This is a genomic window from Candidatus Protochlamydia naegleriophila, from assembly GCF_001499655.1.
Classification (GTDB): domain Bacteria; phylum Chlamydiota; class Chlamydiia; order Chlamydiales; family Parachlamydiaceae; genus Protochlamydia; species Protochlamydia naegleriophila.
The window spans coordinates 1,898,732-1,918,669 of record NZ_LN879502.1 but is presented as its reverse complement, the minus strand read 5'-3'; the positions used below and the strand labels follow the sequence as shown (position 1 = coordinate 1,918,669).

Sequence of the window (19,938 nt, the reverse complement as noted above, 5' to 3'; positions counted from 1 at the left end):
CCTGTAGAAAAAGCGTTGTGGGAGTGAGAATCAGAATTCTCGCTTCTAATTCTCATTCTAAAAGGATTATTTGAGAGGAATGGGTTCGTGGAAGTGTAGTTCATATTCAGCAGGGCCGATTTTCCCGGTTTGGCTATAGACTACATCGACTTGCAGCTGATGCTTGTTAGTTGTGATGAGGTAGCCGCTGTCATTTTTTTGGATAGTCTCCAACACTTCGCCAGATTGCAATTTTTGACTCAGGTTAGAACTGGCTAAAATCGTTTTGACTTCTTTTATTCCCTCATAAAGCGGAGGTAAAAGAGCGAAAGTAGGAACGGAAAATAGGAGAAAAGTTGCGATTAGGCCCATGAATTTTTTCATAAAAAACCTTTATTATTTTATTTCTCGTTTAGGAAGAGTTCATAAAATCATCACTTTATCATACAGCGCTTTCATCCCCTTATCAAGTTAAAATAAATTTTCCTTGAAAATTACCCATAGTTCGCTAGCCGCTCACTATGAGCTTTCAGTCGGCCTAGAGGCCTTGCATTACGACCGTATCCAAGCATGGGCGCTAGGTGGTGAAAGATCAATCGAATTTGATCCTTCCTATCCAAGTTTTTGTTAACGTCTATAAAGTAAAGTGAATGTGTGTGTTAGAGGCCATTAGGCCGACTGATTTTAGAGTCCATAACAACTGTCTTCTGATCTCGATATTATGCGACAAATGGTTTGGAGTAAGCATAATGTTTAGGCATAGGGAAGCAGTTCGTATTTCATGATGAAATTTTGATCGCAAATAGGATAGCTCAAAGACGCCCGATAAGGAATTTTTGTATAATCATGCCACACAAAGAAAATGAGTTCGTGCGCGTTCAATCGAGGGGGGTGCATGATAGAGACGTCATAGGTCCCATAGTCATTTTGGCAAGGGATATTTTGCAATACCTCGAATTGTCCAGCATCTATGCGTTGCGCATAGTCTTCTTGGAATTTGAGAATGTTTTCAATGAAGTGAAATTCCAATCCTCTCATCAAAAAGTTTGAGAGTTGGGCTATTTTATCGGCTTGTTGAGGAACGGCAAATTGAGGAAAATGTAGCAAGACTTCAAGAAGGGATGTGTAGGTGGTTCCTTCAATGTCAATTGCAGGAAGATCATTTTGATTAAAAAAGAAGCAAATCCTAGTCTCGCCAATATGAAGCAACTGGATAGATGCTTTCATGCTACCTCCTCTTAAGCTTTTTTTATTCTATATTTTTTGGTAGTAGGTGAGTTTACAATCATTCTTTAATGAGGAAAGAGTGGCTTGGTAGTAGAGTGCATGACTGTGAACTTCGAATTCAACCCCCTCTCCCTTTACCTTAGCAGAGTCTTCGATATAGGTGAATTTTGTTCCTTGGCCTATGTAGTTGCTAATTGTTGCGATTGTATTGAGCAGGGCTTGATCCAGCTGTGTTGGAAGTGTCATGTTTATTAAAGCTTCTTGAATAGAGGAGATTAGCTTGCCTTGATAGCAAATGGCTGGCTCTTTTTTTATTCCCAAAGTGAATGTTACAATCAATTGATTGATTCTTCTTACAGGAAGAATGGAAACCTCTTCTTCGATGCCATCCAAATCAAAATGAAAGTGGGGGCAAAGGGTACCATTCGTCTGTTGCGGATGCAAATAAGAGTAGGTTCGCCCATGCCCCGAAGGGGGGGGGAACTCTTCATAATGAGAGAAGTGAAAGTAGTTCTGAGCATGGGATGCACCATTTGATGGTGCAAGATAACTATAAGTTAACGAGGCTGACATGCCGTTTCCTTATTTTACAAAATTCCATAAAGCCGTTTAATTTTTAAATCAGCCATGACTGTTTTGGGGGAAACGAGAGTATTCAAGACATTTAGAAAAGGCTTAGTGGAGTTAGCTAGTCTGTTTTTGCTAACCCACTCGAACCAGATGGTTTGATACGAGGCATTCACAAACACGTTTTTACTCCAATCAAGCAATCGATAGATTTAAGTAAAAGGGTCGAGAAGTCTACTATAAAGTCTCAGCCAGGCTATTTGGAGCTATCAGTTTGTGTTCGGATAGTCGATCTATGCATATGATAATAAGTGGATAAACCAAAAGTCCAGATTAACAAGTCTTGTTTTTCTATAAAATGACTTTTTTTAGGACTTAAGCAAATCACTAGAATCGTCTGGAATGAGTTCTTCAGGGATCGTTAAAAATTCCCATTTTTGATTAAACAGCCAATAATTCTGATCAAGTGCCACAAGGTGGCTGCCATTGGAATAGACTTCCCATAGCTCCAACTGCCCAGTTCCGGGGTTGATGGCAAAGCAAAAATGGATGTCATGGATTCCGTTGCACCAGTTGGTATCTGCAAAGTGAACAGCGGAGTCTTCTAATTTTTTCTTAAGGGCCGGCTCCAGCGATTGACAAATCGTTGTATCGATGTGTCTGACCAAATTTTCTAGTACAGGACCGCTTGAGCCTTTTATTTTTTGACAAATGGTCACAAGGGCTTTGCGGTAGGTCTTAATGTCAGTGTATTCAGCAACTTTCTTGATGAGATCCAAGCAGGCCGAAGCTTCATGCCTGGAAAAAAAATGGGGGAAAACGTCGGCTTTTAAATTTTCCAGGATTTGCTTGCGGGTAGTCTCATTCATAAGCGTATTGGCAATTTCAAGTCCTGGACTGATGACAAATTCTTTGATCCAATCGCTGGTCGGTTGATTTTTCTGCCATGCGTTTGCTAGAGAGGGATTGCCAGCCATGAAGGGCAGGCGGTGCTTGCCGAGGATGCAAAAAGGTTTGAGTTTATTGGGATTATTGACAAAGAGTCGTTTTTCCTCTTCAGACATTCGTTTGCACATCTCGATAATATTTGTAAGCGCCTCTTCTGCTCCACTAGAGATAAAGCGTTCTGCAGCGATTTGTTGATCGGCTTCAAAGTAAAATTTTAGAACGGCTTTTGAGTTATTTCCTGTTTGTGTGACCCAGGGAGTAAATGGCAGGGCTTCGTAGTGGAGAGCTTCATTGGATTTAAGCTGACTGACAATGGCTGTATTTGAAGGGTGGTAGCGGACAAGGAGATAATTTATAAAGTCGTGGCTGCCAAGATAAGAATTTAGGGTGTGGATGGTTTTCGCCAATTCAGTACTTTCGCTTTCTTTAAGTTGGCTCTGCAGCAATTGATCGACATCAGAGAGTATGGTTTTTACGAATCCACGGAAAAGCGATTCGTTATCGATGCGCTTCTCATGGCAATACAGTACAAAACCCCCTTGCTTATTGTGCAAGTTTTTATTCCAATGACCTTGGATGGCGGGATCATATTGCAGTCGGATGCGCTCGTAGAGCTGCTTTTGGATGTTTAAAAATAGGCGTTGAAGCAGGCGTGTTGGCTGGATGTTGAGTTCTCCCAATTTAAATTGAAGGCTGTCTAAAATGGAGTCGAGTATGGCGGTTTTTACCATCCCTCCCTCTTCAGCTTCAGCCATACTAGCGATCGCATTTTCCCATATTTTTAAAAGCGGTTGAGAGGTTTGAGAACTAAATGCAAAACAGGCTTGCGAATACATGTCGCCCAGCGGTTTTTGTTGCATCCCTTGTTGCTGTGCATATTCGCATAGCTTTTTTATCAAGTTTTTTACGCTGCATTCTACAGGTTTGCTTGTCTTATCGAATAGATCTGCTAGAACGGCTTGACAGGCTTTTTTGGGCTTTTTCAAACCTATAGACAAGCAAACAGCTTGGAGCCCGGGAGCCTCCCATAGTTCGGCCCCTTTGCGATTTTTGAGAAGGACACAGCCTTTACTATCTATTGTAATGAGCTTTTCCAAATTTTCATCGCTAATGCGTTTGACAAAAGGAATATCGATGCAAACGTTTTGAACTTGGCGGACCAGTTTGCTTTCCTGAAGTAATTGTCTAAGATCCTTAAAGCAAAATCCAAGGTGTGCCGATAATATTTCTATTGCCAATGACACAGCAAAGCAAGAGCCTTCATCGCCTTGGCGCAGATGAGAAAGTAGAGCCACAAGCACCGTTAACTTAGTGTGAAAGGCATTAATCGACTGGCTGGCCTCCATGCCTAAAGAAGCCCGAATGACATCGTTAGAGGGCATTTTTGAGGAATTTGGCGCTTTAATTTTATCGAATTCTCCTCGCAATTTTGGAGACCGCTGTAAAAGCTTTAATGCGTAGGAGAGGTTGGCCTCATGGTTTAAAGGGCGCTCTTCTTGAGATAGAAAGATGTCTGACAGTATGTCAATGATGCCGATGTTTATGCTTCCTATATCCGTTAAAAGAGCTTTAGCAATTTCACGTGGGATCATATTGTGGATGGCTACATCAGGGGCTTGCAGCTGGGTTTCGTAATGGCCAACATAGTGGTTTTGCAAGCGGTAGCACAAGTCTTGAATCCGAATGTTAAATTCTTTGTTAATGTTTACGACCGCCGTATTGTAATGAGGAGTATGAATGGCTTTTATGGCTGATGGTGGGTCGTTATTGAATAGATAAATTAATTGACCAAGCACTTGCTTCGCATCTTCTGTCAGCTCATGTGAGTGCATATAATTGCCTTTAAGATTGGATGCGGTAGCCATTTTAGCTAAATTAATAGCGAAGTCCATGAGCTGTTCGCGCTTTTCACTCCCTACATTTTTCTGATCGCTAAGGCTGTAGAGATCGACAAGCTGTTCGATGAGAATGGGGCAGCGAATGGCTTTAATCTCATCCCAGGGGTAACCGCTTTGTGGAGCTAATTTTTCTGCTAAGTTCGTATACCCTTTTTCTTTAAGCCATTCGATTAATTGCTGCTCTTTCATCTCTTTGGTGCTGGATTCTAATGAGGTCGTGTTCTCATTTTTGGAATCAGGAGAAAAAAGAGGTAATGAGAGGTTAGATATGACGCTAAGAAAATTTTTTTGCTGAATTTGCAGCCGATCGCTGAGAGAGAGGGATGGGGTGTCAGGAAATGGGTGCTTCTTTCGAGAAGAGAACTCTTCTTGAAGCATTTGATCCATAAGAGATGAAAGAGGATGTTTGCGATTGGCGATTTTTGCTAACCATTTAGGTTTTAAGGCACTACAGGTAATTAAGAGGGGTAAAGATGCGTCAAGCTCCTTTACCTCTTTTTTTACTCCTGACTCGCTTAAAGGGGAAGAGGGGCCTTCTAACATAAAAGTGTCCTCGCAGGCTTGTGTCCTACTATTCCAATGCATAAATCTTTATAGAGGAGATGTCAAATAAAAAGTTTAATTATTGTTTTAAGGCAATTGAGGCCTTTGAAAGGAGCAGTTAATTTAAGTGGATTTAAGATGCTTAAGATTCATTAAGTGTTTCTTTTTTAGAGGCATGCTACCCTTGGAAAGGGTGTAAAAATCTGAGGTAGGGGATAGCTAAGGAGAGTAGTTTTAGGATATATAGTGTATCTATTTGTCAAAATAGATATTTAGGATTAAATTAATGATTGACTCAAAGTGAAACGACTGTGGAGTTGCTAGTTATCTTGTGAAAAGGCATGCAAACTCTAAAAGGGGGGTCAAGGTGCATAGGGTATTCGCAAATAGAGTGACGCAAGAAGGAAATTGAAAAGCTATGACGATAATTAGAACCAAAATTATTTGCACAATGGGCCCTGCATGTCATACTGTCGATAAAATTTTAGATTTGATGCGTGCAGGCATGAATGTCGCTCGGCTCAATTTTAGCCATGGTACTCAAGCAGAGCATTTAATGATCATTGATAATCTGAAAGAGGCACGTAGACTGCTTGGCATGCCTTTATCGATCATGCTTGATACGAAAGGGCCTGAGATCCGCCTGGGAAAAATTAAAGACGGCCAAATTCTTTTGACATCCGGCCAAAAATGGCGTCTTCTCAAACATGAGAAGCTAGGGGATGAAAATCAAGTTTCTGTTTTCCCAGGCGAGGTTTTAAATAATTTGCCTGAGGGAACGCGTGTTTTATTCGACGATGGCTATATTGCCTCTCACATTGTCGAGAATCTAGAGGACAGCGTCGTTGTGCAAATTGATAATGGTGGCATTATTCGTTCGGGTAAGGGAGTAAATATTCCCAATACGAGCGTTAACCTACCTCCTGTGACGAATAAAGATATCGAGGATATTCGCTTTGGCTGCCAGCAAGATATTGATTTGATTGCGGCTTCTTTTGTCCGTTCAGCCGAGCATGTGTTAACAATTAAGCGTCTTTTGGCGGAAGAGAAAAAGCCTGATATTTTAGTGATTGCTAAGATTGAAAATAGTGAAGGGGTGCAAAATTTTGATAGCATCGTCCAAGCAGCTGATGGGATCATGATTGCACGCGGTGATTTAGGGGTTGAAGTGCCTCTTAGCCATGTTCCTCGTTTGCAAAAAATGATGATCCGCAAGAGTTATTTGGCAGGCAAGCCGGTTGTGACAGCAACGCAGATGCTAGAATCGATGATCAATAATCCAAGGCCAACGCGTGCTGAAACGTCTGATGTTGCTAATGCTATTTATGATAGTACATCGGCCGTGATGTTATCGGGGGAGACGGCTATAGGCCGCTATCCGGTTGAAACAGTGAATGTCATGCGCAGCATTGTTGAAGAGGCTGAGGCAGATTTTAATTATCGGGCGTTTTTTGATCAGCATGCACCCCTTGTCTATCATGACGTTCCTTCGGCAGTCACCTTGGCGACTGTAAAGACGGCTTATAGTTCGAATGCTAAGGCTATTTTTGCCTTTACGAGAGGGGGATCGACGGCTCGTCTGTTATCTAGGCTCCGTCCCAAAATGCCGATCATTGCAATGACGGCGAATGAAAAAAGCTTTCACCAGTTAGCTTTTAACTGGGGTGTTATTCCTTATTTAAGCGAGCCTTGCGGCTCGCTAGATGAGAGTTTTGAAAAAATCAGTTCTTTTGCTTTAGATAGTCAGTTGGTTAGTTATGGAGATTTGGTTGTGATGACAGCTGGAACGCCGTTTGGGTTTTCTGGAACAACCAACATGATGATTGTTGAAAGCATTGGAGATGTACTTGTCAGAGGGCATAGTGGGTATGGAAACCGGGTGCATGGTAACGTGACAATCGTGCTGGCGCCGGAATCTAAAGCACCCTATGCTGTCAAAGATCAACTTTTAGTCATTGCACGATGTGATGATGACTACCTACCATTAATGCGCGAAGCTGCCGGAATTATTTTGCAAAATCATATCAATGATGTGGAATCCGAAAAATTTGCAAAAAAAATTGCTCTCAGTCTTGGTAAGCCCGTTCTTTTGCGTGCGGATGCGGCCTGTCAGATTTTGAAAGAAGGGCAGCTCATCACGCTCGATCCAGAGAAAGCGTTGGTTTACAAGGGAATCGTTTTAGACTAGGCGTATCGCCAACTCACTATAACTCCTTTACCAAGCGGTACCTTCATGAGTTCATTGATGGGCTCATGTTTGTTGTTTTGCGCAGGTTGTAAAAGGTTATAGACATTAGATTTCTTTCGAAACTTCATTTGGTTGTTAAAATTGCCATTCTTTTGGGATTATAATTACCAAATTTTTCGATCATATACTCCTATATCAACATTTGAAGATCAACTTAACTCAAAGATTTTCAAATTTTTCAAACAGATGAAGTTTCCAAAGAGTCTATTAATTTGACAATTATATTATTGAGGACTAGGCCTATGATATATTCAACTAACGCCACTTCGTTGCCTGCTGTTTTTCGAGATAATCAACAATATGAAATCAATAGTCGCCACGCCGCACCAGTATTTCAATACAACTATGCTGTAAGATTTAATCAAACGATTTTCTTGATCGATAAAAAAATTGGTCAATTTATCCGCTTGTTTTTTGAAGAGACGGGGGCCGAAAATATCACCCTGACTGGAATGGGGTCTGCCGCTTTATTAGAATTGAAGCCTACCCGCTGCCTGACTTCTAAAATCTTCGAAAGCGTTCTTGAATTCTATCGAAGAGGGGGGATAGCCGATCAAGTAGAGGGAGATATTCTTAATATTAGTCAAGATTATCATTTTTCTCTTTTACACTTTTATCTCAATCACAAGGTGCAGTCCAGTAATGAAGAGCTGTTTGCTGAAGGAAGTTTTTTAAGTCCTTTTGATAAATTGGAAATAGCGGCCATGCAACAAGAAATCGGCATCTTTTTCCAGCTTTTAAGACAATACTTTCATCAGCCAAGTTTGAAAATAAAGGGGCTGCAGTCTGAGCCGGCGCTTAAAGAACAATCGATTGAGCCGATGGATGCTGAAGAGGGAATGGAAAAAGAAGATGCGGAAACTGATCTTGCGAAAAGTTTTAGCATGATTGAAAAGGATTTAAGGATTCAAAGAGAGCTTGCTAAGCTGCTGGCCCATTTTGAGCCTCAGGCATTTGAAAAGGTGGTCTGCATTGTTCGATCACATTCGAAGCTGCTTTATGAGCAGGCTATTAAAGCTTATGTACGCGCGCATCGCTATTGTCTGGATGATTTGATTCATGAAGCGAAAGATGGCCAGTTGAAGTGGGGCTTAATCTCTTATGTTCCTACACTGGATGCTAGATTAGTGTGGTTTTCGCAATTAAAGATTGAAGCACCGGTAGAGATAATTGAAAAGGCTGTCATTAATCCGTTAATAGCTCTTGGAAGACTTGAAGAAGCATTAGAATGGGCTTCTAAAAGTAAGAATCCACAGTTGATTAAACAAGTCGGTCATAAGTGCAAAGAGAAAGCCCGTTCATCGAGTTCATCAAGCGACTCATTAGATGAGGAGTTAGAGAGTTTTTCTTTCGAAGAGAATGCTTGGGTTAAATGCGTATTGCGGCCTGAAGACATTGCAAAGATGGACTTTGACTCGAGTACACAAACTCCCTTTGAATTTATTCAAACCGAGATCAAACACCAAGTTACCCGCTTTCAAGAGACTGCAAGCTTAAAGGAGTTCGAGCTGTTAGGCAGGAAGTTCATGGATGCTGTAGAAGAGCTTCTCAAAAGGGAGCTTAAGCATGGATGGACGCAAGAGTTATTGGTTTTTGCCCTTCAATGTTATATTGATGAGATGATGGGGAGGGAGGCTGAACAGCATGCCAAGCTGATGAGAAAGAAATGCTCGGCAGTTACAAGTTACGGAGAACAGCTTCATCCTGCATTGATGGAAGATCTGCAAATCATTAAAAAATTTATTAGGATAGCCAGGTTGGATTTGAAGACTCTGTTTGGCTCTAGTGAAATGCAGGGGCTTTTAAAAAAACGGGTCGATCTTTTATCAGAAACTAAAGTGGCTGACGCCCTCATCGTTAGCACCCGAAGGCTTTTTCAAAAGAGATTTTCTTTAAGGGAGAATTTTATTGTCCAAGAGGTCAGCCATTTCTTCCAGCCTCACTTTTTTAAGCCCAATGCTTGGCATAAGTCTAATTCAGTGCAACCTTTTATGGAGCATTTAGAAGAGCGCATAGAGAGTGCGAAGCTCGGGCAGGGGTTGAGTGCTCATGAAATTATATTGGTAAAAGAGCTTTTTATTCGCAAAAGTGTAGAGATGGAGAATTATCAATTCAATCCTCTGGGATGGAGTAAGCTAGATCCATATGACATTAAGCATGTAGAAGAAGGCGTTTTTCATAGAATAAAAAATGGTTTACAGGGTGTTTTGAGGGGTAATTTCAGAAAAAGCGATCTGGGCAAACTGACTCAACAGCAAAAAGAAGGGTTTAAAGGAGCTCCTTTATTGCGTGAAATCTTTTTACAGGCCAACCATGCCAAATTTAAGAGTCGTGAAGATTAGGATGGGAGTGATCTGAGTCAGTCGAATGCAATTAAGGCAGCAATAGCAGCGGAAAACGCTAGGAGCTATGGAATGGCTTGGCTCCTTGCGTTTTTTTCATTTTCCCAACAATTTCTTGCGTCAGTTAAAATCAGCCCAACGGCCTCTTCTCACAGCCTTGATCTAGTGAATTGGTTTCGCATTGCTTAAAATCAATTCTTTAGTTAGGTTGGAAATTAAAAAACACTTATTGATTTATGATGTATCCGGTGGGTGCTTTCCAGTCATTTTCTCTTTCAGAAGGCGAAAAAAGTCGTTTCATTAATCTTTCTCATTCTTCTTCCATTTTCCAGCACAACTATACGATGCGAATTGGGAACACTTTGTTTTTGATCGATCAAAAGATAGAGTCCGCTATTAGGGGGCTTTTTGGCGCCAGCCCGCTTGATGATTTGACAAGCAGTGGGCTTGGTTCCCCAATTGCATTGAAATTAAAGGGGACGAAACATCTGACTAGCCAAATAGTGGATAATATTTTGCTTTTTTTTAGACGGGGATCGATCGAACGGCAAAAAGGCGATCTGGAGCAAAGAGAGTCTTTACTTTTGCTGGTAAAGGCCTGCAAACGCTACGACTTTCTGCTACTGAATTCTTATTTAAGTGATCTCATCTGGCATGGCATCGACAATCCGTTTAGTGAAACAAAGTTTTTAGGGCCATTTGAGAAGTTAGAGCTGGCTGCATTGCGCCAGGAGCCAGACATGTTTTCCAAGCTATTGGATCAGTATCTAGAGACAAAGGGCGAAAGTAGCTATGAGATTGCGCGGGGCGAATTCTTTAACCGGAATTTTAAGAAACTCCTTGAGGAGTCGTCTTTTGGGGAATCGGAGAATGCGATCGCAGATGAGAATGAGGATGCTTGGGATCAAAGTGAAATAGCCAGAGTGATGATTCCTTTCGAGGTTGAATCTTTTGAAAAGATCGCTTCTTCGCTTAAAGCAAGGAATCATGAACTGTATGAACACATTGTTCAAGCTTATGCCAAAGCTCATCAATACTGCCTCGACGATCTGATCCATCGGGTCACAGATATGCCATTGAAATGGGACATGATTGCCCACATTCCTTCACTGGACATTCGGATGCTTTGGTTTTTGCAATTAGATGCTAAAGCTTCTGACGAGAATATTGAAAGCGCAATCGTTAGGCCTCTTATGGCTCAAGGACGCTTTGAAGAAGCCCTGAAGTGGGCTAAAAAAGTGGGAAATCAGCAATTGATCATGCATGCTGCTGGTGCTGCAAGTGCTGTAGGTGGATACTTAGAATTGTCTAACGACTTAGTTGAAGTGAAAATCGAGAGAGTTGTCAACAGCCAATCTTGCCTGAATGAGACGACTCTTATAGGATTCATCCAAGATAGAGTTGGCGAGCTTGTTACTAAAACGAGCGAGATTACAGGCATTTTTGCTCGCAGGCGGTTGGTGCAGGAGTTTCATGAAAGTGTGGAAACCTATCTGATGGAGACGAATCAGCAGGGCTGGACACAGCCTCTCCTTGTGTGCGCCATTCAGCACTATATCCAGATGGTAGCAGAGATGCTAGTCGAAGAAAGTATGGAAGAAACGCAAACCAAGTGTGCGATCACAGACTACGGCAAGCAGCTGCATCCGGCCATGATGGAAGATCTGCAGATCATTAAGGCTCTTATTAAGACGGTTAAAGATTACTTAGATAAGGCTTTTGGAACGGGCCAGCTGCTTTCAATTTTAGAGGATCAATGTGAGTGCCTATCAGAAAGCCGTGTGGCAGAGGCGCTCATTGTGCATGTACGCCATCTCTTTCAAAAACGGTTTTCTTTAAGAGAGGATTTCATTGTTCAGGAGATCAGCAATTATTTACAGCCTTATTTTTTCAAATCGGATGCTCCTTTGGGGTCTAAGCCTTTTATAGAGCGTTTGGAGGAAAAATTGAGTGAGGCCAGGCTAGGCGGAGAACTGAGTGTCCAGGAGATCTTGTTAGCAAAAGAAATTTACATTCGGAAAGGACTTGAGGTGGCCAATTACCGCTATTGCCATTTGGGAGTGCACAAGCTCGATCCTTATGAAACAAAAAATGTAGCTGACTTACGCGAATTGAAAGAAGCTTTGCAAATTGCTTTACGGGCAGATTTTAGCGAAAACTATCTGCTTAGGCTCTCAATGGATCAAAGAAGGTCTTTTGAAGGGCCTATTTTGATGCGCGAAGTCTTTGTGCAGGCCATCAACTCAAAATTCAAGGCCCAAAGCATCTGATTACAGGCCTTTAGCTTGCTTTATTCAACATGAGCCAGTGCTGAATGAGGGTAAGGGCGGCAATGGAGGCTGTGTCAGTACGCAAGACATGATGGTGAAGTTTGACTCCCTGAACGCCTTTTTCTTTTAGCATAGCCGTTTCTTTTGCACTCCAGCCGCTTTCGGGACCAGTAAAGAAAGTGATGGGGTAATTGGGTGTTGCACTGGAAAGAGCATTCACTAGCAAAGGAGCTTCTTGGTCGAGGTCCCCAAAAAAACTTTGACCTTGGATTGGTGACCATTTTTCTATCGCTGGCATGTATGAGATCGAAGGGAGCGTCAATCTGCCGCATTGTTTCATGGCTGCGATGGTCAATGCTTTGGCTCTTTCTTGCTGGCTAGAAAAGACCTCTTTTTTAGCACTTTGGTGGCCGGGGAAGAGCCAAAATTCGTCGACACCGAGTTCTGTGCCCTTTTCTAAAATAAAGGCCAATCGATCAGGTTTGGGGAAAGCTTGTGCTAAAATAAGTCTGGAGGGGTGGAGCGATTCCTCGGTGACTTCATCGATCGAAAGGGTGGCGTGTTCTTTATGGATATCTAGGAGGGTTGCTTGTGCGAGCGTTCCACGTCCGTTGACCAATTCAATCTTTTCTCCTGGCCGTGTACGCATGACATGAACCAGATGATGAAACTCAGTCTCTTTTAAGAATTTTTTATGGTTTAAAGAGATCTCTTCGTCGATGAAATAGCGTTCAGCTGGCATGGGGAGTACTTGGTAATTGAGATGTTTGACTGTTTTGAGGGGCATTTGGCGGCGTTGGAACCGATACGTGTGGAATATGGATGAGTATTTGCTGATTGCCGAGAGTACTTTCTAGTTCCAGTTTTTGTTCCTGTGTCAAATAAAGCGTAAAGCGCTGCATGTAATTGCGAAAGCGTTGGCGGAAATATTTTTCCCGTTCTTGAACTTTCGACTGGGAATATCCGCTAGTTGTCCGCATATTGCTAAGAAGAAAAGCGACGTAAGTGTCTTCTAAGTGGACATTGTCGATAAATCCTACACTCCATTCCAATTTTTCTCGTTCGGTCCTGGGAGCTGTGACAATTTCGAGCTCAACGTTGTCTTTGACAATTTCTACAAATAGTTTACTGACATTGCTGACAAATAATGGCAGCTTCAAAACCGGGATGTGGTTTTTCATTTGGATAAAGGAATTGGGGGCTAATGCGTAGGTGTTGGGATTGATTTGTGCGCTGTATTTAAGCGGATAGTAGACATGTAGAGGAAGATCATTTTTAATTGGAATCAATTGCTGACGCAAGAAGCTCATATGAAGATATTTGGCGTCGGGATCGTTTATGGTTTCTGGTCCACGGGACGAGAAAGGAATGACCACTTTTTTCCATTGATCTGGTACAAAAAAGCTTACTTCGTCATCGTAGGGGCCGTTGGACTGCAGTGCGTCCAATTGCTCCTTGGTGATGTCATTGAGATTGAAAGTCAGCTCTAATCCCTGATTTTTTAAGTTGAGAACTTGATCGTGCGGTCCACTGACAGTTTGGGTTAAAGTCAAGGGCCAGTTATCCAGGAAATCGTAGCCTTTAGGAGCCTCTCCAAGAGGGCGATGAATGGTAATGGGAATTTTCTCTGTCAGCATTTCACTCATTCTGATCACAAATTCCGGATGGCTCACCGAGGTGACGTGTTTGCCAAGATTCACGTCCGGATTTAAGCTGACGAGATTTTTTTTAGAGATTTGAACGATTTCCTCGTTGGGTTGATTAGAGACATCTAAAATAATTTCCAGGTCCCCCGGTTCGAGTTGCTCAACAACGTCTTTTGTCCCCGTTAGAGTTAGGGTGGTTCTCTTGGCTAGAAAGCCATTAGGAAGTAACCCTGGGATAGTCTTGTCAGTTGGTAGATTGATCACGCGGATCGGGACAAAAGGAATCGTTTTTGTCGATGTAATCGAATGGCTGACATAAATCCAAATAACAGCTGCAGCTAGCAGGGCCGCTAGTTTTTTTTGCCATTGATAGGTGAAAAAGCTATTAATTAACGTTTCCATAATTTTAACTGCTCCCAAAAGTTCAAACTAGTCGGAATAGCGGTCTTGGGAGGGCTAAAGACACTGCGAATGATTCCTTTGAAACGGTCGACTTTGACTCCCCGGGTCATGATTCCGTCACGGGCGATGGAAACCTTACCAGTTTCTTCAGAGACGACGATAACGAGGGCATCGGTTAACTGACTTATGCCAAGCCCTGCCCGATGCCTGGTACCCATTGATTTAGATAAGTGAGTGCTGTCGTCTGCCAAAGGTAAAATGGTTGCGGCCGACATGATAGTGGTTCCTCGGATGAGGACGGCTCCATCGTGCAGTGGAGTTGTTGTAATAAAGATCGATTCTAAAAGCTCTGGGGAAAATTGAGCATTAATGAGAACGGCCTTATTTGCTAGATCTTCAAGGGAATCTTGATTCTCAAGTACAACCAGTGCACCAATTCTTCTTTCTGAGAGACGATAGATCGACTGAGAAATGCTTTCTAAAAATTTGTCAAACTCAGTAATTTCGCGGTACTTCTTACTCTTCAAGCTTAATTTTGATAGGGCTAAGCGCAGCTCTGGCTGGAAGATAATTAATAGAGCCAGGACGGCCACATTGACAACGTAGTACATGAGTTTTTCTAAAACCGGCAAGTTCAGCCATTTTGCTAGGGCGAAAAAGCCTAAGAAGGCCAAACTCCCATAGAGCAAGTCCATGGCTCTTGTGTTCCAAAAAAACGAAAGAAGATAGTAGACTATGATCGCAATGATCAAAATCTCTACCACGGGAACCATTAATTGAAAAAACCACATATCCGATGTCAGGGCGTTAGGGGGTTGAATTGCTGCATGACTTTAAGGACATCCCGGTGAGCCGCCACATCATGGACGCGGATGATGTCTACTTGAGCCAGAATTGCCAAAGTATTGGCGGCAAGGGATGCGGGAAGCAATTCTGAGTAAGGTTTATTTATGATCTTTCCAAGAAATGATTTACGTGAAAGTCCTACTAAGACAGGAAACCCCAATCCCTTAATTCTGTGCAAATTCTGTAGGATTTCAACATTATCGGCAACGGTTTTTCCAAATCCAATCCCGGGGTCCAAAATAATCTGTTGCTCTTTTACACCGGCTGATAGAAGAAGGTCGATTTGTCTTGGAAACCAGTCGAGTAAAAAAGGGATGACGCCGCCTGGATAGATCGGATTGTCTTGCATGGTGGCTGGAGTTTCGTACATATGCATGACGCAAATAGAGGCTTGCGATTGCGCTGCCAAAGCCCGCATGTCTTTATCGCGAAAGCCCGCCACATCATTGATCAGTGTGGCTCCAGCTTCTAAGGCAGCGGCTGCTACCTTAGCCTTCATCGTATCGATTGAGAAAGGAATGGGCAGCTCTTTTTTTAAAGCCTTAAGGATTGGAATGACTCGCCTAAGCTCCTCTTCTGTAGAAACAGACGGGGCGCCTGGACGCGTTGACTCGCCGCCTATGTCCAAGATGTCGGCGCCTTCGTGAAAGATCTCCCTGCCTCGTTGAAGCGCAAGCGAGGGATCAAACCAGCGCCCCTGATCGGATGATGAGTCTGGTGTGACATTAAGTATGCCCATTATACGCGTCATAATCCTCCTTAATAATTATTTTTCTTCAAACGCGAATGTTGAGTGTATCAAGCGAAAGCTCCTTTGTATAGATGTAAAATCTATTTTAAAAGCAAGTTTGTTTTTAATTACTTTGTTTGGGTTTTTACTAATTAGTTTTTATTGTTTTAAGGTTGGATTTGTTGATTATTAAAATTGGTTGGTGATTTAAATGAGGAAGAGGGATGGAACTATCACCTGTAAGTAGCTTTTCGGAAATCCTCACTGCGCTTAAAGGTGTCTTGTCAAAAGTTAGAGATAGCTTGATGGAGACAATGGAGAGACTAGGGCGAAAAATTATTGAAGGGATGCAGCATATTAAGGCATTGGTAGGCGGAGGTGCTGCTCAGTTCCTGGCCGATGTGGATGCGACTGTTTCTTCTAGATCAACAGTTGTTTCGAAAACCGATCATGTAGGCACAAGACAATTAAAGGTTGCTCAAGCACCTACGGCAGCTCCACAGATCGCTTTTGCAAAAGATGGTTCAATCAACGTTAATTGAAAGTTATCTCAAAAATATCGACTTATTGAAAGAGCTCGGCGGCAGTTCGATAGAGGGCTTAAGCTTAGGAGTGGAGGGGTATTTTCGGGAAATAAAATGGTTTCAACCTTTACAACTTTAGAGACGGGACCTGCAGCCAAATATTGTGAAGATCTTATAAAAACGATCCTGCAAAATTTGATCAGATCAGAAATGATGAAAGTTTCGACGGGTTTATGGAAAGGGCGCAAAACAATATTTTTTTAAGCCGGTTTAAATCGACGAGAGAACCAATTTATAGGATGGAGGGGTTGAAACAAATGCTCCTTTAGAGATCTTCACGAGGCAGGCTGATTACAAGGCAGAGGAAACAGTCGGTTTTGTTTTCGATAAGAGCGGTTTGGCGCATAAAATCCTGTATGGTCCAAAAATTGAGATCCCTTCATTTAGAGATTTGTTCATAGAAGGAGTGAATAAGGTTAGAGGATTGCTTGGAATGGGGTCTTTAGAAGTTGGAAATCAATCACCCGAATTTATTAGGGAAAAGGTATCGCTCTTTAGAGCCTTTGTTTTAGGAAAAGGGTATGTAGAGGTAAGAGCGAATGATGCTGAAAAAATCCATGGGCTCGGTTTTAATGCTTTTATTGTTTCTCATCGTAAACTAGGGACTTTTTCTTTTGGCACAACTCCTAAAAAGGTGAGTGAAGCAACAGGGCATGCAATTGCTGCGGCCAAAGATTACGCAGAATGGCGCAAAGACATGGTAACCTATACGACATACGATAATGTTGATGCTGCTATTGCGTCGATGAGGGATGAAAAGCGAGAGGCTTTGATTAAATCAGCTAAAGAAGACATAGGAAGCTATTTAAGGAAAAATCCAAAAGAGGGCGGGATCAGATAAAAATCCTGCAAGCCATTTTAAAGAGGGATAATCTCGACATAGACATCATTTTTGATGCTCTTAATTCATTCAAAGAGCGAATCGCCTGAGGACCACTCAAAGTGCCTGAACATTCACACATATATAATCGATGCATGGATTTTGGTTCATGTTTCGATTATTTTTCTGAGATAAATGGGCTGAGCGATTAATTCAGTCATTTTTCAATAAGTTTCATATAGAGTAAATAAATTCCTTTAGGATATAAGGGAATGGCGCCTGACTAGCCATGCACATCAGCATTTGAAAATGAAGAAATCATGCAGGCTAGTAATGACAATGATTGGCATTTCTTGATCGGCCCCCCGATTGGGTCAGATTTGGTTTCAGGTCATATGAAATTTATTACGCTTAGGTGAAGGTCATGGATGTTTTAATGTTGGCGCGCATTCAGTTCGCTTTGACTATCATGTTTCACTACATTTATCCGGTTCTGAGCATAGGCTTGGGATTGATCATGGTGATCATGGAAGGAACGTATTTAAAAACAAAAAATCCTGTTTACCTGCGCATGGCTCAGTTCTGGACCAAAGTGTTTGCTTTGACGTTTGCGATTGGTGTAGCGACTGGGATTGTGATGGAGTTTGAATTTGGAACAAATTGGGCCACTTATTCCCGCTACGTGGGCGACGTGTTTGGGAGCGCTTTAGCGGCAGAAGGGGTTTTGTCTTTTTTTCTTGAGTCTGGTTTTTTGGCTGTTGTGCTTTTTGGCTGGAATCGAGTCAGCCCTAAATTCCACTTTTTTGCCACTACCATGGTTTGTTTGGGGGCACATTTTAGTGCCATCTGGATTGTTGTAGCTAATGCGTGGATGCAAACGCCGGCAGGATACCACATCGTTGGAGAAGGCCTCTCGGCACGGGCTGAAATTACGGATTTCTGGGGCATGGTGTTCAATCCCTCCTCTGTCGTTCGTCTCCAGCATGTCATCTTGGGGTGCTGGCTTGCAGGAGCCTTTCTCGTCATCAGCGTTTCAGCCTTCTATTTGCTTAAAAATCGGCATCGAGAATTTGCAAAAAAATCGATGATCATTGGATTATGGGTCGCTTTTTTAACATCGATTTTACAAGCTTTTTCCGGCCATAGCAGCGGAAAAGTAGTAGCGCAATATCAGCCGGCCAAATTGGCAGCGCTCGAAGCGCTCTACCAAACAGAGTCTGGCGCACCTCTTACTTTGTTTGGCGTTGTCAATGCCAAAGAGCAAAAGCTCGATTATGCTATTCAAATTCCCAAGCTGCTCAGCTATTTGTCGTTTGGGGATTTCAATGCTGAAGTAAAGGGATTGGATCAAGTTCCGAAAGAGGATTGGCCTCATGTCACGGCTTTATTTAATGTCTACCGCCTGATGCTTGGCATGTGGGCGATCATGCTCTTTTTGGCAGTTGCCGGACTGTATTTATGGTATAGAAAGCGGTTAGAGGTTCATCGTTGGCTTTTGTGGATAATGACCTTCTCAGCCATTTTCCCTCAGTTAGCCAATCAAGCCGGGTGGTATAGTGCCGAGGTTGGACGCTATCCTTGGATTGTTTATGGGCTATTGCGCATTTCGGAAGGATTGTCTAAATCGGTGACAGCGAATCACGTCTTTGGCTCGATCCTCATGTTTATGGTGGTCTATACGCTTCTCTTTATTTTATTTATTTATCTTTTGAATGAAAAAATCAAGCACGGGCCGGAAGAGGAAGGAAGCGATCAATCTACCCCTTACCACGGGCTTCATCATCTAGTTGAGGAGGGTGCTCATGATTCCGATCTCTAATTTGGAATTTGGTTGGTTTACCATTTTTGTTATTTTGCTGACGGGTTATGCCATCTTAGATGGATTCGATCTTGGAGTTGGCATGCTGCACTTATTTGCCAAAAAAGATAGCGAGCGGCGCGTGATGCTCAATTCCATCGGACCGGTATGGGATGGCAATGAGGTGTGGCTTGTGACGGCAGGAGGGGCGTTGTTTGCAGGATTTCCTGATATCTATGCGACGATGCTGTCGGCCTTTTATATACCAGTGATGGCTTTGTTGAGTGCCTTGATTTTCAGGGCAGTGGCAATCGAGTTTCGAAGTAAAGAAAAAATGGCCTGGTGGCGTTGGACATGGGATGTGGCATTTGCCCTTGGAAGTTTTTTGATTGCTTTGATCTTAGGGGTTGCCTTGGGAAATCTGATTCGAGGCATTCAACTCGATCAATACAAAGAATTTACAGGAGAGCTTCAGGATTTATTTCATCCGTATGCCCTTTTAGTTGGCTTTTTGGCCGTTTCTTTATTTCTCATGCACGGCGCCATTTACATTCTGATGAAGACCGAAGGGGAATTGCACGATAAAATGCGCCTCCGAGCGGTACCTTGCATTATCATTTTTATCATCTGTTATGCAACGACAACGATGGCAACTTTGATTTATATGCCTCACATGATTGAAGCTTTTCAGCACCGCCCCTTTTTCTTTCTGATTGCGATCATCAATCTGCTTGCGGTTGCAAATATTCCAAGGGAAATCAATTTAGGACGCGATGTTAGGGCCTTTATCTCTTCGTGCGTCAACATCATTTGCTTGCTGGCCTTGTATGCCATTGGAACGTACCCCAATGTCATTCGTTCGATAGATCAACCTGATCAATTGAGTTTGACTATCTACAATTCAGCTTCATCACCTTTGACATTGAAAATTCTTTTTGTTATCGCCATGGTGGGGGTACCACTTGTCATTTCTTATACAATTGCCATCTATTACATTTTTAGAGGCAAGGTCAAGATAGACCCCCATAGTTATTGAAATAGATCACTTTACTTGTCACTGGTTTATGGACAAGTAAAGTGAATAAGCGAT

The 19,938-nt window shown here is 42.4% G+C and carries 15 protein-coding genes; 7 read left to right on the top strand and 8 right to left on the bottom strand.

What is annotated here, in order from left to right:
- Positions 1-66: 66 nt before the first annotated feature.
- The 4 genes from PNK_RS08065 to PNK_RS08050 all read right to left on the bottom strand — a co-directional run bounded on the left by PNK_RS08065 (position 67) and on the right by PNK_RS08050 (position 5,162).
- Positions 67-363, bottom strand: a complete 297-nt coding sequence (locus PNK_RS08065; RefSeq protein ID WP_059061377.1) for a hypothetical protein — start codon at positions 361-363, stop codon at positions 67-69.
- 369 nt (positions 364-732) lie between these two features.
- A complete protein-coding gene (locus PNK_RS08060; protein WP_059061375.1) occupies positions 733-1,206 on the bottom strand; it encodes a hypothetical protein in 474 nt (157 codons plus the stop codon).
- A gap of 27 nt (positions 1,207-1,233) precedes the next feature.
- Positions 1,234-1,779, bottom strand: coding sequence for a hypothetical protein (locus PNK_RS08055; RefSeq protein ID WP_059061374.1), 546 nt, complete (start codon positions 1,777-1,779; stop codon positions 1,234-1,236).
- A 362-nt stretch (positions 1,780-2,141) separates the two neighbouring features.
- Positions 2,142-5,162, bottom strand: coding sequence for a hypothetical protein (locus PNK_RS08050; RefSeq protein WP_059061372.1), 3,021 nt, complete (start codon positions 5,160-5,162; stop codon positions 2,142-2,144).
- A 418-nt stretch (positions 5,163-5,580) separates the two neighbouring features.
- Here PNK_RS08050 and pyk point away from each other — a divergent pair, with 418 nt between their 5' ends.
- The 3 genes from pyk to PNK_RS08035 all read left to right on the top strand — a co-directional run bounded on the left by pyk (position 5,581) and on the right by PNK_RS08035 (position 12,022).
- Positions 5,581-7,350, top strand: coding sequence for a pyruvate kinase (gene pyk, locus PNK_RS08045; protein WP_032124186.1), 1,770 nt, complete (start codon positions 5,581-5,583; stop codon positions 7,348-7,350).
- 302 nt (positions 7,351-7,652) lie between these two features.
- Positions 7,653-9,752, top strand: a complete 2,100-nt coding sequence (locus PNK_RS08040) for a hypothetical protein (RefSeq protein WP_059061370.1) — start codon at positions 7,653-7,655, stop codon at positions 9,750-9,752.
- Between the two features lie 236 nt (positions 9,753-9,988).
- Positions 9,989-12,022 carry a hypothetical protein gene (locus PNK_RS08035; RefSeq protein WP_158021756.1) on the top strand — a complete coding sequence of 678 codons (2,034 nt, stop codon included), beginning with the start codon at positions 9,989-9,991 and terminating at the stop codon, positions 12,020-12,022.
- A gap of 10 nt (positions 12,023-12,032) precedes the next feature.
- Here the strand turns inward: PNK_RS08035 and PNK_RS08030 are convergent, their stop codons facing one another.
- From PNK_RS08030 to folP, 4 genes are read right to left on the bottom strand one after another with little or no spacing between them, the layout of a single operon-like run.
- Entirely contained in the window at positions 12,033-12,809 is a 777-nt protein-coding gene (locus PNK_RS08030) for an RsmE family RNA methyltransferase (protein WP_079992875.1), read from the bottom strand.
- Entirely contained in the window at positions 12,754-14,070 is a 1,317-nt protein-coding gene (locus tag PNK_RS08025) for a YbbR-like domain-containing protein (RefSeq protein WP_051981699.1), read from the bottom strand. The genes PNK_RS08030 and PNK_RS08025 overlap by 56 nt, the downstream gene beginning before the upstream one ends.
- Entirely contained in the window at positions 14,058-14,861 is an 804-nt protein-coding gene (gene cdaA, locus PNK_RS08020) for a diadenylate cyclase CdaA (RefSeq protein WP_032124190.1), read from the bottom strand. The genes PNK_RS08025 and cdaA overlap by 13 nt, the downstream gene beginning before the upstream one ends.
- An 8-nt stretch (positions 14,862-14,869) precedes the next feature.
- Positions 14,870-15,667 carry a dihydropteroate synthase gene (folP, locus tag PNK_RS08015; RefSeq protein ID WP_032124191.1) on the bottom strand — a complete coding sequence of 266 codons (798 nt, stop codon included), beginning with the start codon at positions 15,665-15,667 and terminating at the stop codon, positions 14,870-14,872.
- Between the two features lie 203 nt (positions 15,668-15,870).
- On the opposite strand from folP, the gene PNK_RS08010 reads away from it, so the two are divergent.
- The 4 genes from PNK_RS08010 to cydB all read left to right on the top strand — a co-directional run bounded on the left by PNK_RS08010 (position 15,871) and on the right by cydB (position 19,884).
- The gene (locus PNK_RS08010; protein ID WP_032124192.1) at positions 15,871-16,188 is read left to right on the top strand and encodes a hypothetical protein; all 318 of its coding nucleotides are present in this window, start codon (positions 15,871-15,873) and stop codon (positions 16,186-16,188) included.
- Between the two features lie 379 nt (positions 16,189-16,567).
- Positions 16,568-17,071 (top strand): hypothetical protein, encoded by a 504-nt coding sequence (locus tag PNK_RS08005; RefSeq protein ID WP_158021755.1) that lies wholly within the window; start codon positions 16,568-16,570, stop codon positions 17,069-17,071.
- A gap of 403 nt (positions 17,072-17,474) precedes the next feature.
- Complete coding sequence (locus PNK_RS08000; protein WP_059061364.1) at positions 17,475-18,869, top strand: cytochrome ubiquinol oxidase subunit I; 1,395 nt, start codon at positions 17,475-17,477, stop codon at positions 18,867-18,869.
- Positions 18,853-19,884, top strand: coding sequence for a cytochrome d ubiquinol oxidase subunit II (gene cydB, locus PNK_RS07995; protein WP_032124195.1), 1,032 nt, complete (start codon positions 18,853-18,855; stop codon positions 19,882-19,884). The genes PNK_RS08000 and cydB overlap by 17 nt, the downstream gene beginning before the upstream one ends.
- The last annotated feature ends 54 nt before the right edge of the window (positions 19,885-19,938 follow it).

Excerpts from the sequence above, each read along its gene's own strand:
- PNK_RS08065 (WP_059061377.1), bottom strand. The coding sequence starts at position 363 with ATGAAAAAATTCATGGGCCTAATCGCAACTTTTCTCCTATTTTCCGTT.
- PNK_RS08060 (WP_059061375.1), bottom strand. The coding sequence starts at position 1,206 with ATGAAAGCATCTATCCAGTTGCTTCATATTGGCGAGACTAGGATTTGC.
- PNK_RS08055 (WP_059061374.1), bottom strand. The coding sequence starts at position 1,779 with ATGTCAGCCTCGTTAACTTATAGTTATCTTGCACCATCAAATGGTGCA.
- PNK_RS08050 (WP_059061372.1), bottom strand. The coding sequence starts at position 5,162 with ATGTTAGAAGGCCCCTCTTCCCCTTTAAGCGAGTCAGGAGTAAAAAAA.
- pyk (WP_032124186.1), top strand. The coding sequence starts at position 5,581 with ATGACGATAATTAGAACCAAAATTATTTGCACAATGGGCCCTGCATGT.
- PNK_RS08040 (WP_059061370.1), top strand. The coding sequence starts at position 7,653 with ATGATATATTCAACTAACGCCACTTCGTTGCCTGCTGTTTTTCGAGAT.
- PNK_RS08035 (WP_158021756.1), top strand. The coding sequence starts at position 9,989 with ATGATGTATCCGGTGGGTGCTTTCCAGTCATTTTCTCTTTCAGAAGGC.
- PNK_RS08030 (WP_079992875.1), bottom strand. The coding sequence starts at position 12,809 with ATGCCCCTCAAAACAGTCAAACATCTCAATTACCAAGTACTCCCCATG.
- PNK_RS08025 (WP_051981699.1), bottom strand. The coding sequence starts at position 14,070 with ATGGAAACGTTAATTAATAGCTTTTTCACCTATCAATGGCAAAAAAAA.
- cdaA (WP_032124190.1), bottom strand. The coding sequence starts at position 14,861 with ATGTGGTTTTTTCAATTAATGGTTCCCGTGGTAGAGATTTTGATCATT.
- folP (WP_032124191.1), bottom strand. The coding sequence starts at position 15,667 with ATGACGCGTATAATGGGCATACTTAATGTCACACCAGACTCATCATCC.
- PNK_RS08010 (WP_032124192.1), top strand. The coding sequence starts at position 15,871 with ATGGAACTATCACCTGTAAGTAGCTTTTCGGAAATCCTCACTGCGCTT.
- PNK_RS08000 (WP_059061364.1), top strand. The coding sequence starts at position 17,475 with ATGGATGTTTTAATGTTGGCGCGCATTCAGTTCGCTTTGACTATCATG.
- cydB (WP_032124195.1), top strand. The coding sequence starts at position 18,853 with ATGATTCCGATCTCTAATTTGGAATTTGGTTGGTTTACCATTTTTGTT.